The sequence below is a fragment of the Cloacibacillus sp. genome (assembly GCA_036655895.1).
GTDB lineage: Bacteria > Synergistota > Synergistia > Synergistales > Synergistaceae > JAVVPF01.
On sequence record JAVVPF010000011.1, the window covers coordinates 29,226 to 45,158 of the forward strand.

Annotated in this window: 10 protein-coding genes; 4 read left to right on the forward strand and 6 right to left on the reverse strand. The window is 46.3% G+C overall.

The features are described 5' to 3' along the window. Positions 1 to 63: 63 nt before the first annotated feature. Positions 64 to 1,878: a helix-turn-helix domain-containing protein gene (locus tag RRY12_05065; GenBank protein MEG2184024.1), complete on the reverse strand. Its 1,815-nt coding sequence runs from the start codon at positions 1,876 to 1,878 to the stop codon at positions 64 to 66. 186 nt (positions 1,879 to 2,064) lie between these two features. Here RRY12_05065 and nhaC point away from each other — a divergent pair, with 186 nt between their 5' ends. From nhaC to RRY12_05085, 4 genes are read left to right on the forward strand one after another with little or no spacing between them, the layout of a single operon-like run. Further along, complete coding sequence (gene nhaC, locus RRY12_05070) at positions 2,065 to 3,492, forward strand: Na+/H+ antiporter NhaC (GenBank protein ID MEG2184025.1); 1,428 nt, start codon at positions 2,065 to 2,067, stop codon at positions 3,490 to 3,492. A gap of 15 nt (positions 3,493 to 3,507) precedes the next feature. Beyond that, the gene (mobB, locus tag RRY12_05075) at positions 3,508 to 4,035 is read left to right on the forward strand and encodes a molybdopterin-guanine dinucleotide biosynthesis protein B (GenBank protein ID MEG2184026.1); all 528 of its coding nucleotides are present in this window, start codon (positions 3,508 to 3,510) and stop codon (positions 4,033 to 4,035) included. After that, positions 4,032 to 4,658 carry a molybdenum cofactor guanylyltransferase gene (locus tag RRY12_05080; protein MEG2184027.1) on the forward strand — a complete coding sequence of 209 codons (627 nt, stop codon included), beginning with the start codon at positions 4,032 to 4,034 and terminating at the stop codon, positions 4,656 to 4,658. The genes mobB and RRY12_05080 overlap by 4 nt, the downstream gene beginning before the upstream one ends. After that, complete coding sequence (locus RRY12_05085) at positions 4,655 to 6,844, forward strand: hypothetical protein (protein MEG2184028.1); 2,190 nt, start codon at positions 4,655 to 4,657, stop codon at positions 6,842 to 6,844. The genes RRY12_05080 and RRY12_05085 overlap by 4 nt, the downstream gene beginning before the upstream one ends. Before the next feature lie 120 nt (positions 6,845 to 6,964). On the opposite strand, the gene RRY12_05090 is transcribed toward RRY12_05085, so the two are convergent. The 5 genes from RRY12_05090 to RRY12_05110 all read right to left on the reverse strand — a co-directional run bounded on the left by RRY12_05090 (position 6,965) and on the right by RRY12_05110 (position 15,881). Then, positions 6,965 to 9,922 carry an AAA family ATPase gene (locus RRY12_05090; GenBank protein MEG2184029.1) on the reverse strand — a complete coding sequence of 986 codons (2,958 nt, stop codon included), beginning with the start codon at positions 9,920 to 9,922 and terminating at the stop codon, positions 6,965 to 6,967. 228 nt (positions 9,923 to 10,150) lie between these two features. Next, positions 10,151 to 11,551, reverse strand: coding sequence for a sodium:alanine symporter family protein (locus tag RRY12_05095; GenBank protein ID MEG2184030.1), 1,401 nt, complete (start codon positions 11,549 to 11,551; stop codon positions 10,151 to 10,153). 85 nt (positions 11,552 to 11,636) lie between these two features. Beyond that, positions 11,637 to 12,824 carry a M20 family metallopeptidase gene (locus RRY12_05100; protein ID MEG2184031.1) on the reverse strand — a complete coding sequence of 396 codons (1,188 nt, stop codon included), beginning with the start codon at positions 12,822 to 12,824 and terminating at the stop codon, positions 11,637 to 11,639. Positions 12,825 to 12,838: 14 nt separating this feature from the next. Further along, a complete protein-coding gene (locus RRY12_05105) occupies positions 12,839 to 14,380 on the reverse strand; it encodes an AbgT family transporter (protein ID MEG2184032.1) in 1,542 nt (513 codons plus the stop codon). 109 nt (positions 14,381 to 14,489) lie between these two features. After that, complete coding sequence (locus RRY12_05110) at positions 14,490 to 15,881, reverse strand: monomethylamine:corrinoid methyltransferase (protein ID MEG2184033.1); 1,392 nt, start codon at positions 15,879 to 15,881, stop codon at positions 14,490 to 14,492. Between the last annotated feature and the right edge of the window lie 52 nt (positions 15,882 to 15,933).

Genomic DNA, 15,933 nt, shown 5'->3' on the forward strand with positions numbered 1-15,933 from the left:
GTTTCCTTTTATGTAGGTATCCACATTTTCTCTTTTAGGCAAAAACATTCTTTATCTTATCTTTTAGAGCTTAGTTATTAGGTCTGTATATACTAATCCGTACATGATGCTTGCCGCCTGAATATCGAACCAATCCATCGGATTTTCAAAATCGTACCCGAGAAGGTCTTCTGTCTTTTTTATCCTTTGGTAGAGTGTGTTAGGGTGAATATTAAGCTTCGCGGAAACGTATCTGATTGATTTATTGAAGCGCGCATAATAGAAGAGAGTTCGGAGCAAATCTGTATCCCTGCTTTTGTCATATTCCTCAACCGGCCCAAGGATATCTTCCAGATAAGCTTCTATGTCCTCTTTTTTTTGCGTCAAAAGAAGGCGCAGCACTCCCATATCAAGATAGTTCGCGCTTTTTCTGTGAATGAAGTATTTGTTTATTATAGTAAGGCACTGGTTGGCTTCCCAGTAACATTTTCTGACGTTATATATCGTCTCATATATTCGGCTGCCGCTTACCGTCAGTTCCGGTTTTTGAGCCGTTATGGATTTTATCAGATCATTGACTATATTATTGTATCTGCGCGTGCTGCATTCTGGGGTGCTACACGACGCGATAATGCAGATGTCATTATATTCGGGGACGATGATGTTCCCTTCTGTTTTTCCCTTTATGGTTTCTTCAAGTGAGCGGACAAGAGATATTCCATCCTGTTTTTCACAGTAGTCAAGATGATTGACGACATCCGGGACGGAGACCAGCAGTACAAAAAAGCTGCTGCTTTTTTCCAGTCCGAGCATTTTTACCTTCGTCAACAGACTGCTGTCACGCTTACCCGACAATATGCCGGTCAGAAGTTCGCTTTTCAGGTTTCTGTTATATTCATTCACAGAAGCTTTTTTTAGCCATACGAGCGAAAGATAAAACACAAGCGTCTCTATTATCACCCATGTTTTTTTGGAGATGAGTTCGTTCGGCGCCCAAATGGCTAAGATGCCGCGCGTCATCCCGCCATACTGCACTTTGATAAAATAGACGACTTTATCGCCCTGCACCAGACATTGACGCCTTTTTTGCGGCGCACCTTGGCGGATAGCATCCATTATATTCACTGGGAGGAAGTAATCCTCTGCGTCATCCGTGCAGCTGAGTCTTTCAAGGAACATATTATATAAGGCCATCGGAAGCGAAATATATGAAGATGCCAGCTTGAGCATTTCGGAAAATTCCTGTCCCTTGAAGAATACTGCGCTGAAAGCCGCCGACACAACGCCGGAATAGAGCTGCATATCAGCATCGCGTTCAAGGACGCCCTCTATCAGGGAAAGCTCCTCCTGCATATGTACGTTTTCATTATTTAAACGCTCAAACTTGCAGTGAAGCGCGACTATTTGAGCCATGCCCTCCACATAGTCAAGATTGCGTTGGGAGAAGGTATCCTTTGGAGAAAAATTTAAGAGCATTATCACTCCGTATGTGTGCTCCTCCAGCAATATTGGCACCGTGATTATCGACGAGGGAAAGGGCGACTGGTTGCCCTTGTCAAGCCGCATCAATTCCACCAGCAGCTCCACATCGCCGGCAACGCCCTTTATCTCATACGGGTTTGATATGAGCCGGCTCTGGCCGGTGGAAAAGACTCCGCCGCAAAGCCCCTCCGAGGCAAGCAGTTGATGGCTGCCTTTTACGTTGCGTTCAAATCCATACGCATGTTCTATACGCAGACATTGCTGCTCTGCATCATAGGCATATATAAGCATGGCTTTCGCGGCGGGCATCTCAGCCTCCATTTGCGAAAACAAAAATTTATAAAAATCGGGCGAGTTGAAATGGCTGAAAAGGACCTTGGCTTTATCAAACATCTCTGTCATTTTTTTAGTTTCCATAAAAGAGGCACCTCTTATATATATTTCTACATATCTTAGCCTGTTTATATATAAACGCACACATTGTGAACTAAGTTCAGAGATTATAGAATGATTATATCATGATAAATAAGACTTTTGCGCAAAATACTATGCAGCTTGTTTTAGTTTAACCAATTAAAATCTAGTTGAAGGAGATGTGCGTTTATGTCAGAATCAACCAATAAGCTCCCTAGTTTTGGCTCGTCGCTTCTTTCTTTGGTAGTGATAGTCGCCATATTGATGGTGGGTATATTGACGCTGCATGTGGATTTACACATATTGCTGATATTGGGGCTTCTTTCAACAATACTTATTGCCATGTCGCAGGGGTTCAGTTTTGAAAAACTTTCCGGCGCAATGGCCGGAGGCGTTACGAGAGGCCTGCCGGCAATGTTTATCTTTATTCTTATTGGCGTGCTCATCGGTTCATGGATCTCAGCCGGAACGGTTCCGGCTCTTATGTACTATGGCTTAAAGTTGATATCCCCAGCCATTTTCCTGCCTATGGCCTTCCTGCTCTGCTCGCTCACTTCTCTCTGCACCGGTACATCATGGGGCACGGCGGGAACCATGGGAGTGGCTATGATGGGAATGGGGATGGGACTTGGAATGCCGGCCTCCTGGGTTGCAGGCGCGGTTGTATCCGGCGCTGTATTCGGCGACAAGATGTCTCCCATTTCAGACACAACGGTCCTTGCCTCCGTCACAGCTGGCGCCGGGCTGTATGACCACATTAAAGCCATGCTATACACTACTATACCGGCATTCATCATAGCTCTCGCTCTTTATGTCGTGCTCGGCCTGCAGTACGCAAGCGGAGAACTCAACCTCAAAGATGTGGAGCTTATCACCTCGACGCTTGAAAAGACCTTTAATTTAAATCCGCTGGTGATGATCCCATTCTTCGTGCTGCTTGCCTTAAGTCTTATGAAGGTTCCCGCGACTGCGGCTATGTTTATCGGCGCGCTGACAGGCTCGCTTGTTGGGATGCTTTTCCAAGGACTCTCGTTCGCGCAGGTACTGACCGCGATGAACTACGGCTACTCACACTCCACCAACGTGGCGCTTGTTGACAAGATCCTCATGCGCGGCGGCATCCAGAGCATGATGTGGACCTTCTCTCTATCGTTCCTTGCTCTTTCCTTAGGCGGCGTACTTGAAGAAGCAGGGTTCCTCAAAGTGCTCATCAGCGGAGTGATGAATAGGATCCACAGCGCTGGCGCGCTTGTTTTGACTGTAATCGTTTCCTGCACTATCTCTACTGCCGCGATGGCTGAAGTTTACCTTGGCATCATCCTCAACGGCACGGTTTATAAAAAATGTTTCGAGGACAGAGGCCTGAAACCCGCCATGCTCAGCAGGCTCACAGAAGAGGGTTCGACATGCATGGGTTCAATGATACCGTGGACGACGATGGGAGCCTTTATCTCGGGCACACTCGGCGTTCCTACATGGGACTACGCGCCCTTTGCCTTCCTCAACTATCTGACGCCGCTCATCTCAATAATATTCGCCTATCTTGGAATGGCAATCTTCTGGAAGGGCTCTGAGAATAAACTGTTCTCGGGTAAAACCCCGCCGGTATCAAAATAGGAGTCAGTCAAAGCGATGCGTATCTTTGCAGTCAGCGGTTTCTCAAAGACCGGAAAAACTACGGTAACAGAGGCGCTTATCCGCTCTATTTCAGGACGCGGCCTGTTGGTGGCTACGATCAAGGACAGCGGCTGCAAAGATATCGCAATGGAGAACACGGGGTCGGACACGGGCCGTCAAAGAGCGGCGGGAGCCTCCGCCGCCGTACTTAGAACTCCAGAGGTCACATCCTTCGTTTACGGGAGACAGCTTACGCTTTGTGAGATACTTCCGTGTTTGAACTTCGACGTCGTGATTCTTGAAGGATTCAAGAAACTGGACATCCCCAAAATTGTAACAGCTTCGTCTATCGAAGAGGCCGCGTCACTTTGTACATCGCAGACATTCGCGCTTTCCGGCAAAGCCGCAGAGTGCTTGGGGCATCTTGAAGATATTCCGCTCTTAAACTGTTTTACTGAGGCGGATAAACTGACTGAGCTTGCGCTGCGGCGCGCCTGGGAAGATGTCGGCTTGGTGCTGGAGAAAGCGGAGGGATCATATTGAATGTTTCCGCCATCATCCTCGCCGGCGGGAAAAGCAGCCGTTTCGGCAGTGACAAAAGCCTTCTTAAGGTAGATGACAAGCTGCTCATAGAGCGCTCTATAGAAACGTGGGGGGACCTTTTTGCAGAGGTGGTCATTGTAAGCGACACTGGCAACAAATTTCTTATCCCAGGAGTCACGGAAACTAAGGACATCTACACAGAACGAGGCCCATTGGGCGGGGTCCACGCGGGGTTGACCGTTTCAAGCTGCAAGTGGTCTTTCGTAGCCGCCTGCGACATGCCCAGCATCAACAGAAACTTGATACTCAAACTCTTCGAGGCGACATCAGAAAACGTAAAAATAATACTCCCGCATCACGACGGAGTGATAGAACCTCTTTGCGCCCTATATCACGCAGACTGCCTTTCCTGCGCGGAAAAGATGCTGAGCGCAGACAGCAACTGCATCCTGGACATGTACGATATGCTTCCGACGATTTATTTAAAGAGTGAAAACTGCTTTTTCAACATCAATTATCAGGAAGACGCGGAAAAAATACACGAGATCCAATCAAATCTTTCAAAGAGATATAAACGAAGACTACATACTTTTTGTGGTGAAAAGGGGCTCAGACGGCAATGAACGACCTTCCGTTAAGGGGACTTGTTATAGGCAGAAAGTATGGCTCTGAAGATGAAGGCGCTACACACACATATTCAAAGCGTATTTTCGTAATAGGGGAATCAGAGCTCCGCCGCCTGGTGGAAGAGCGTGAACTGAATAAAAAATGGGGGTCATGCTGGCGGTGGAACCGATATTCGGCGCGTGAGGATCATGGCGTAGTCACCGACCATCGTTACGTCGCGGGCGGCCTTGATCTTAAAAAAGTGCTCGATAGGGCAGGCCTAAGCGAAGAAGAGAAAAACGGACAGCTTCTTTTCGCAGCCACAAACTACAAAGCCATCGTTGAACATCCCACTACGGCACGTTATTATTTTGACGGTAATCAACCCAAAAAAGAGGCCCCAGCGATGCTTGCACTGGAGAGCGTGAGAATAGCGGAGGACGGCAAGGCTCTTTCCGCGCGCAAATCTGGCATATATCCGCGGCTCATCTTCGGACAGAGGGGCGCGAGCGACATCAACCAATGTTCGTTTGTACGTGACCTCTGCCGCATCCAGCCTACGGACCTTCCGCCGGCCCTTGCTATATTGTCATCCTCAAAACCATGGGGCTCGTTCGCCTTGGCCGATTTGATAGCTATAGGCTGCGAAAAGAAAATTTACACGATCTCCGGGAACTCCTATCAATGCACCGGCATCGACCTGTTCTCGCTGCTGCACAGGTTAAAAATAAACGGGTGGAATATAGGCGTAAAAAATTCTAGCGGAGAACGCCTGACGCTTGATTCCATAAAAAAAGAGCGGTACATGTTGGCGTGGCATTCAGAGGACTGCGCAAACGGTATGCCGCAGACGAACAACACCGATTTAAAATTATACGGCGACGGAGTCGTCATAGACGACATATCCGCGCTGGAGTTTTCTCCTATAGAGACAACGATTGCAATCGGCAAACGGCCTCAATATAAGAAAAAGCCTTGGCAAAGGGAAGAGGACATCTCTCGAGCCTCGTTCTACTGTGCGGTCGAGTGGAACGGCGGCATGCTATATTATAATTTTTCTGCGGAAGAACTCTGTGAAAATTACAACCTATGCGAACAAAACTATTCTTACGAAGATCACGGCATATTCAAAACTGTTGTCTGCCGGGGGATCCTGATTTCTGAAATCATAAGCAGCCTCTGCGGCGAAGACGGCAATACGCTTGATATCCCGGACGGATGGAAGATGCAGTATCTTGAAAATGACGGTTATCACGCAAACACGCCCACATATATCGACAGCATCCTTGACGTGAGGGGCCAGTGCCGTCCCGTCTTGACCTTTGAGAAAAAAGAAACCTTCGCCGCGCCCGACGAACTTCATCAGAACGAGAAGGATTTTTCTCAGCTTGCCGCGCCATGCGTGTACAGATGCGCTGTCTCTGCAAATGAGGCTGCCGTAAAGGGTCTGCTTGGCGTCGTCATAAGGGAGAGAGCGTCTGCAATAAAGCTGGTAGGCTACACCCTGAAGCTTTTAAACGCCGATAAAAATAACGCCGTTATTCGTACAAGCCGCGTCAAGGGAGTATTCGAGGGCATGACGGTAGGCGTAAGCGCACCCCACATCGCGCGTTTTACTACGCTTTCGCCTAAGTCGGCCGCCGTCTACATAAATGCAAACGCGGAAGTCAATTTTAGGTATACGGAAGAACCATTTACAGAATTGATCATAAACGGCAGTCCAAAACCTATCCGCGTAAGCGATCTCAGCGACGAGGCGACGGTAATTCCGGCGTCGCTTGAAGAGGTGACGGCGATGCTAGCCTCCGGAGAGGCGTGCGAGATAACCGAAAACCGCAGGACAAGCAGTAAGCCGATAAGAAACCTATACATAGACACGCGTGATATCGCGGACCACACAACCCCGTTTGGGTACGAACTCTATCTGCTCTACAGATACGAAGGATGGTTCATAACGGCGCTGCTGCGGAGACTGGGGATAGCGGCGTCGCACTGCACCGTAAAAATTTCGCCGGACGGCGCTCCTATCTCGGAGCTCAACAACTGCTTTATCGCCTACAGCCGCAGTGAAAGCAAAGGCGTCCCATACAATACCGCCGTCTATAAAAGACGTGTAAAAGAATACGAACGCCCCGTTCTGATAGACAGCTCCAACGGAAAAATCATCGCCTCCTGCGTTGAGAAACTGTACATAGAACACTAAGCCAGCGATTTCTTAAAATCCACACAAGTTCCTATATCTTTATCTAAATCAAGTCCGGCCGTACCGCAGAGTCTGCGGCACGCCCGGACTTGATTTTATACTCATTATTTCCAGCGGTGCTTAATAATTCCAACTGGACTTGTTCAAAATTTTTATATATGCAGAATGATACCATTCTTTATTTTCACTAAAAAACAACCTTGCAAACTCATGCGGCGGCGTGAGACCGGCCTCCAAAAGAGACCACTTTACCCAGTACAGTATCCCCTTCCAGACAGGACGCATTATTTTCTTTACAAGTTTATCCGCGCTGTTCCAGTAATCTTCCGCCAGCTGCCAGTCATCATTTTTTGCACTCAAATACCCCAACAGTATTAAAGTGATAGCTCCATTTTGTAAGACGCCGAAATGCTCACGGCTAGAGCCAATGATATTGTTGAAACGCTCCGTTCTGATAAGTATCTCCTCGGCCTCTTTGTCTCTCCCAAGACGAATAAGGCAATATCCAGCCTTTGTCAAAAAGAGAGACTGTCCTCGATGCAATATTAGAGATTCGCCCATATACATGCAATTTTTAAAATGGGAGAGAGCCTCGCTATAATTTTCCCTGGCTATATTGATATTGCCTTTTGTATGTTCGGCGGCGATAAGAGAGGTCGTGTAACTAACACCCTCCTCCTCAAGTTTTTCAAAGAGGCGGACAGACATGTCCAACAGCCTGACAGCTGCGTCGTAGCGGCATTCCATAAGTTGAAATGTTGCAAGAAATCTCAAAGCCGTTCCTATCCATAAATGATCGTGCTCCATCATTGCCAGTCTATAAACCTTCTTAGCATAGACACCCAACATTTTCGGATCGTCAGTTTCAACGGCAAGATAACAGAGCTGTTCACAGACGTTGATTATATTGGTGGAAGTTCCGTCCCTCAGCGCTTTTTTCAACACCTCTTCTAGGATCGTCCGCGCCTCTGTAAAATTTCCCTTCCAACAGTTATAGCCGGCGCCAATAATCAAAAGTTCTCTCTCCGCCCACAGCAGCCTTTCGTTACGGCCATGCGCCCGTATAAGGTTGTCCAACAGTGCGGAGGCGCCCTCTATATCATCCATAACATATCCGGTATCTCCAGTTGAAGGATTATAGCCCGTTATCTCTTGATCGCTCAGTACAGGGGAAATAACATGTGTGTGTTGAAAGTGGAACTTCAGCCGTTCAATTCTCCACATTAATTCCTCTTCCTTGAAAGACGCCTCAGAAGAATGATATATAAGCAGGGAATATTCCTGTTCCCCTCTAAAGCTCCTTGCTTGATCCTTTTTCAGATAATCAAGTATCTTCACATGAAGCGCTTTTTTCAGCGAGACAGACATTTTAGCCAGAAAGTCTTCTCTTATCCTAGGGTGCGTGAACGAGTAAAAAATTTCTCCTTTATCGTTTATATATTCCCTCAAAAGACCCTGGAGTTTTATATTTTTATAACTATTTGCGATGGCAAGAGGCTCTAGTTGCAATATGTCTGCAATTTGAAGCATGGAAACGCCATCTCCAAAAACAGCCACCGCCTCTAAAAAAAATTTTTCGGTTTCGGAGAGTATCTCCGCGCGGTACAAAAAACGACTCTCGGGCGACTTTACGCTTCGATATTCTCCGGCGTCACAATAAAAATCCAGCATCTCCCGAATAAAAAACGGATTTCCTTCAGTCTTTGCATAAATGTCGTCCAGTTGTTCCTTGCTCCATTCCACATCTTTTTTTAACTGTCTGCAAATTGTCTCTGTTTCTTTTCTGTTAAAACGGCCAAGGAATATTTCCAGTTTCTTAAAATCTTCGTCAATAAAGCCGGCTCTATACATAAATAAGCTTCTGGCCTCTTCATAACCACTGACGATAATATATCTCGGAGAATCACTATTCCACAATATAGCCTCCAGAATCATCCACGACGAGCTATCCATCCATTGAATATTTTCCACAATCAGCAGCGTTTTATAACTGCAGTTGAGCGAACATTTTTTGATAAGTTCCTGAATCAGCGACGGGATGTTTTTTTCTGTAAGGTAGGGGTGCTCAAGTTCGCTTTCATCACTGCCATCATAGAGAAACTTGAGGATTGAAGCTAGCGGACGGTTCATTTCTTCTTGAAAACAACGGATATGGCTGCATTTCCATCCCGTTTTTGCCAATTTTGCATCGATGTCGTTTATTAATACGTTTTTGCCAATGCCCTCTTCACCCCATACAAACACCGAGGCTGGCAACACTAAATCACGATCAGGCTCTTCCGATAAAAACGCAAGTATCTTCACCAACTCGTTATTTCGCTCAAGCGGATTATCGTCCGTGGGCAGGCGCAGCGCAGCTATGGAAAATTCTTTTTTACACCTTTGAACAAGCGGAGGGGCGGATGCAAGGCTTTGTTTCACGCCAAGGTCATTCTCTATTCTTAGAGAAAATCTCTTCGCCGCTTCCGCCGCCTTGATCTTCTGGTCAGTTTTGATATAAAGCCGAACAAGCTCCCCGTTGATGACTTCATTGTATGGCTCCCACTTTACAAGCCATTCGTAGCACATGACCGCATCCGCGAGAGAAAAGGCCGCGTTGAGCTGCTCCATCATCTGAGCGCGCTTTTTTACATTTTCAATCAGCCGCCCGCGATACTCGTCTCTTCGTCCAGAGAGCCATTCTTCAAACAGAGGCAAATCGTCCAGTTTAGGCAGATCCATATACACGTCGAACAGCGCGGCCATTTTTGAAGCCTCAAGAGATTTGATGTTGGTCAAATTATCAATATCACGCCTTAATTCAAAACATTCAGACAATCCTAAAGCAGAGCTTGTCACATGTATAAATGGCGCTATAGTTCTAATACAGCAAAGCGCATTACTAAGGTTGCGCCTTCCAGCTTCGGAGGATTTTTCGCTCCACAGTAACGCGACTGCCTTTTCACGAGAGACATGACGTTCTTCTATTATGAGTAGGGCAAGGATTTTTGCCTTTAAAAAGGGAAAATTCACCTTTTGATTATTCTCAAAAAGTTCCGGCGCACCCAGCAGCTTTACATAATATCCATTTTCCATCATGTCACCCTCTCGTCTTTTACTAGTGCTATCCAATCTTGTAGAATTAAGGCTATCAGCCATCATATACAATAAAATTTAAGTAGATATTTAACATATTTTACTTAAAGTATATCAAATTTTCATCAACTATAACGGGATAATATCAATGTAGAATACAGCGTGCCTGACATTTTGGAGAGCTCAAAACCTCAGACACACTGTATTATAGTGGTGCAACTAGATACGGCTCTATTTGCCCGAGTCGATATCTTTCAGGTAGTACTTACCGGGCGTGTTGAAAAATTCTTTTACAAGAGCTACGACTTCTCCATTCATGAGCACAACACCCAACATACTTGGAAGTATCATAAACGCAAAGAATAGATCCATAAACGGCCATAACAGTTCCGCATTCCAGAACGTTCCAGCAAATATACAGCCTATAAAAACACAGCGCATAAATACGGAGAATTTATAGCCGCCGAGGAATTCAGCCTGTTTTTCACCATACCATGCGTATGCCAGGATACTTGTCCATGCAAACAATGTAAGACTGACAGCAACGAGCACTTTGCCGAAGAAACCCCATTGAGAGGAGAAGGCAACCGTCGTCAGCACAGAGGCTTTTTCAGCCACGTCAGGCGCGGTCCAGACACCAGAAATCAATATCGCAAAAGCGGTGCAGGAGCAGACTACTATCGTATCAAGGAATACTTCCATCACGGCATAAAAACCCTGACGAACAGGATGGTCTGTTATAGCGGTAGCGTGCGCGACCGCCGCAGTTCCATCGCCTGCCTGATTCGAATAAGCGCCTCTTGCAATCCCCCAGCGCATAGTGGTAGCTAATGTAGCTCCAGCAAAACCACCCACCGCCGCAATAGGAGTAAAGGCATAGGTGAATATCAAAGAGATAACTCCAGGAAGTTTACCCAGATTGCAGACAACCACTATTATTGTAGCAAGAATATATAGCCCGGCCATTGTAGGTACAAGTTTCTCTGCAATAGCACCGATACGTTTGACTTCACCGAAAAGACAAACTCCTGCTGTTAGCGTGATAACAGCGCCTGCCACATAAATATTCAACCCAAATGCCTCGTTAAGAGAACCAACTATAGCATTACACTGCACCATACAGTCCGCAAAACACTGACCAACCAAGGCGCAGGCGTAAAATGCGCCGAGCCATCCAAGGTGATATTTTCGCAGACCGCCGCTTAAGAAATACTGAGCCCCGCCGACATAATCACCCTTCTCGTTCCGCGTCCTGTACTTCTGCCCAAGAACGGCCTCCGCAAATTTAGTGCTCATTCCAATAATTCCAAGCAGCCACATCCAGAAGACTGCTCCTGGACCGCCCCAAGCAATAGCGAGTCCAACGCCTACGATGTTTCCCGCGCCCACAGTGTTAGCTAGAGCCGTTGAAAGAGCCTGAATCGGTTTTAGCGTCCCTGCGGCGCTTTCATCCGTGGATTTATCAAATATTTTACCCAGTGTCTGGCTCCAGATATATTTAAAATAACGAATCTGGATAAATCCGAGGCGCACCATCAAAAATACTCCGCCTAAACCAAGAATATAGAGCATCGGATCGCCCCATATCCACCCCGAGAAAGCAAGGATAAATTTCATAATTACGTTGTCCATATTTTTCCCCCCTGTTCAGTATTCGCTGCAAAGACAACAAACTCTGTGAGATAAAATGCTTACAACCACTATGCCGTGCCCCTCCTTACCCAGCGTCTTTCAGATTGTTTTTAAAATCTTCATAAATCTGAGCCCGGAGCTTTTCGTCTGCCATGACGCGCAGAGAGATTCTTGCTAGAGCACGCACACCAGTTATAAGAGATTGATGCGCCTCTTCTGTAAACATGCTTTCGGCAAATTCTTTAGTATGTAAATCTAATTTTTGGCTAATTATTTTTAGATAGGGCTGTAATGTGGGACAACGATAAGAAACATTCCCAACATCAGTCGAACCAAGAGCATCCGCCGGGAATGGCGAACATTTGACGCCCAATTCATTCAATATCTCTTCTGCAAGATTTTCGGCTTTTGCGTTAGGAAGCATATCATCACAACTGTACATGAATTTCTCCCACTGCACACTGGTCTTTGTGGCCATAGCCGCTCCCTTTGCACACAGCTCTATGTCGCTTAACATCTGGTTGACCAAGAATCTTTTTGTACCTCGAAATTCAATACGACACGAGGCATAATCTGGGACAATATTTGTAGCACCGCTAATTTTTGTTACGATACCGTGAATCCTGCTGCCATCTCGCAGCGAAAACCGCATCATATCTATGGCATCCATAAAAAGCCTTAGGCCATTTTGTGCGCTGTGTCCAAGCCATGGGCTGGCAGAGGCATGAGAGGTGCGCCCTCTAAATTCAAAGGTATAACCGTCCATGGCTAGACATTTATAATCTACGCCGGTTATATTGCTGAAAGAGTGAAACATTATAGCGAGGTCGTAATCGTCAAACACACCTTCCTCGCACATGCGAACCTTCTCTGCCTCGCATTCTTCTGCAGGCGTTCCAATGAGATGCACTTCGCCAGGTACAGAATCTAGCGCTCGTGAGAGCGCCATCGCTGCATACACAGACATCGTTCCATGAAGATTATGCCCACAAGCATGTCCTATCTCTGGAAGCGCGTCATACTCCGCCATTATGGCTATTTTAGCTCCAACGCCGTTTTTCTTAACAGCTTTGAAGGCCGTCGGGATCCCTAGAAATGGATACTCGACCTCAAAACCATCATCACTGAGTATTTTCGCCAATTTTTGACTTGTGGCAAATTCCTGAGAGGATATTTCCGGATGCCTTCCAATGTAATCGCTTACCTCAACGATTTCGGCTTTATGAGAAAAGATAAACTCATCCATCATTTTTTCTATTGTCTCGATTTTCATAACGGCATTCCCCTTCACAGCCATACTCGTCCACCAGCAAGCCCAAGCGGCAAATCCAATGTCATCCACAATAAAACAATAGTCAGAAGAATTACTACATAGGAGATAGTATAGGGAAGCATCGCGGAGAACATTGTTCCCACTCCGACTTTTCTATCATATTTCTGTGCCATTACAACAACAACAGGGAAGAAGGCCATAAGCGGCGAAATATTATTCCCACACACATCTGCCATTCTCATAATATACTGACCAAACGCAGGATGGATGTTAAACTGCATTAGGAGCGGAATGAAAATCGGAGCAAATATAATGTATTTTGAGCTTCCGCTTGTGATGAAAACTCCAACGAGAGCAACAAATATGAAAATGGTCGCAACAGTCACCTGAGGAGGAACAGCGAGGCTCTTCAGTGTGTCCGCAATTTGTATCGAGATAATCGGCCCCAGATTGGACAGTTGGAAGAACGCCAAGAAGAGGGCTATGGCTACAAATATGATCAAAACAGGCAAAATAAAGTATGCCCCTTTAGCGGTTAACTCCGCCATTTCTCCGATGGTCTTTGCTTGCCCCGTATTTTTCGCATAGATATAACCAGGAATAAAGAAGAAGAATACAAGCAAGTTTTCCATAGACCACATAAACGGCGCATCTATAACAAGAGAGCCGCTTGGCGCCCTAAAAAAGCTACTTGCGGGGATGCAGGCTACAAAGATAAGTGCAAAATACACGGCGACACCCATGATAGCTTTTTTTGCCGCGCAACGCTCCGTATCTGTCAGTTCTGCCTCTGCGCTAACGAACCCCTCCTCCGCGTCCGCCTCATTGTAGACTGCAAATCGTGGAGCTACAAATTTTATAGTTACAAATGTTGTGACCAAAACCAATACAGAGGAGCTAAAAAGCACAGCGTAGTAATCGCTCATAAGAGGCATTGTAAAGTTGGGGTCATATAGTTGGGCAGCTTTGACCGTCATCGGAGTAAGGCAGACCTGCCAAAAAGCAGGAACAAACTCTAGCGCCGCGCCGGAACATGCGGCAGCGTAGCCACAGAAAAGACCTATGAGTGGATTCTTGCCAGCTGCCTTGTATATCGCGGCTGCAAGCGCTGGGACGATGATCATAGAAACGCTGCCGTCTAGACTGCACATAAACACTCCGACAAATGTGACAGAAAAGGCGAGCCACGAGTTATTAACTCGTTTAAAGAGTAGTTTGATAATGGCCGAGAAGGTACCGCTTGCGTCACACAATCCCATCCCCAGGCCAACAGTGATCGTTATTCCAAGTATTGGAAACTTTTGAAAGCTGGACGTGAACGCCGTCAAAAAAAGCATTAATCCATCTTTACTGAACAGGTTAATGGGAGCAATGGTCTCACCTGAGACAGGGTGTATTACTCTTATACCGGCAACCGCGTACAAAATAGATAATATAATCAAACATATTGTGAGATAGATGAATAATGTAAGGGTATGAGGGATTTTATTTCCGATCCTCTCAACCATACCAAAGAATCCGCTGGTTCTCTTATTTTCCGCTAAGATATCCGACATATTATTTCACCATCCTGTTAGAATCATGAATTAAGTCTACAGTGCCAAATCAAGAATAAATTTTCGAAGAGAGATATCTCTCTCCGAAAATTTCTAGTTTATTTATAGATCAATAGGCGTACTTCACTCCAAGCGCTTTGAGCTCCTCTTTTATTTTCTTATATTGGGCCGTGAATTCAGGGCGCACCGTCACTTTATCCATGTCATACACTTCCTGGATCTTGTAACCATAGTGATCTTCAGGGATATGTTTTTCATATTTTTCAAGAAGTTTAAGTGCAATGTCGTTAGCCTCTTCTCTCGTCATACGGTTCTTAAAAGAGGCAAGCGCTGTTTCATGGAACATGCGTGACTCAAGCGGGGTCGCCATGTCGCAGAATTTATTGCGGCAGGTGCCCGCTCCCCAAATGTTCGCTCCCGAAGTCTCAACGGTCAGTGCGTGGGCGGCGGCCTCATAATAAACTAAATCTGTGCCTGGCCCCGCATTTGCAAACAGGCTTTCAAGGAAGATCAGGTTTGAATTGCGAGCAACGGCCTGTGAATTTGCGGAAAGGATCCACAACATTTCTTTACCAGTATTGGTCTGCCACTTCATGTGGAATGGGAAGCAAAGGCTCCACTGTGCCCCATAAAGACAAGCGCCTTGAATGTTATATACCGTCTGGAGTATGGCTGTGGCTTCTACTCCGCCGGCATAACCGCCATATATTGCGCCGCACAGGTTACCAAAGACATTCCCATAGGCGCGATAGTGGAATGATTTATTGAGCATCGCATCATTGGTCGTCAACTCTGTAAGTATTGAAACCATTCGGCCGTCATAGTGTGACGGACGAACCCCCCATTCCTTGTTGGCCGCGGCGATTTGGGCTTGGTCACTCTCTGCCGTGCCAACTGACACTGAATAGATATCGGGCTTACCGACAAGGCGCATCGCATCACGAAGATTCATGGCATGCTCCATCGCTCCAGCAACCTCCGACGGGGAGTTTGAGCGTATTTTAACGCCCATAAAATCCTCCAACAGCGGGGCGCAAAGTCCGTCAATTAAGGGTTCTTTAAGATATGCCATGCATGCCTTTTTATGTATATCGGAACTGTAGCTCATGTCAGGGCTGAAGAGAAAGAACGGGCGGGTCTCTTTATCTTCAACCTTTCTGGCGCCTATTGCACGCTGGTCATGACCGGCGCCAACCATATAGCGAGGCTGGCAGGTGCCAAGGATTTCATCGACTTCTTCTTCTGTAAACTCCATGACGCGGTGCGTGTCCTGGTTATATACTCCCACGCTGATAAAAAACTCTTTTGCTGCATTCCATACAGCATCCGCCATAGTGTCGTCCATATTCACTGCGCTTTTTTTATCCCATACGATGTTGTATTTCTTTATAACTCTCTTCATTTCTGGAATAAAGCGGGTGATGGTATACGTATTCTGGTCTTTGCAAAAAGGCCCTGTCTGTGCTTTATCAAAAACTTCCCACATTCTGAACGTAGACATTTATATTTTCCTCCCAATCAAATACAAATAATATTCCCTGATGCTAGTAACG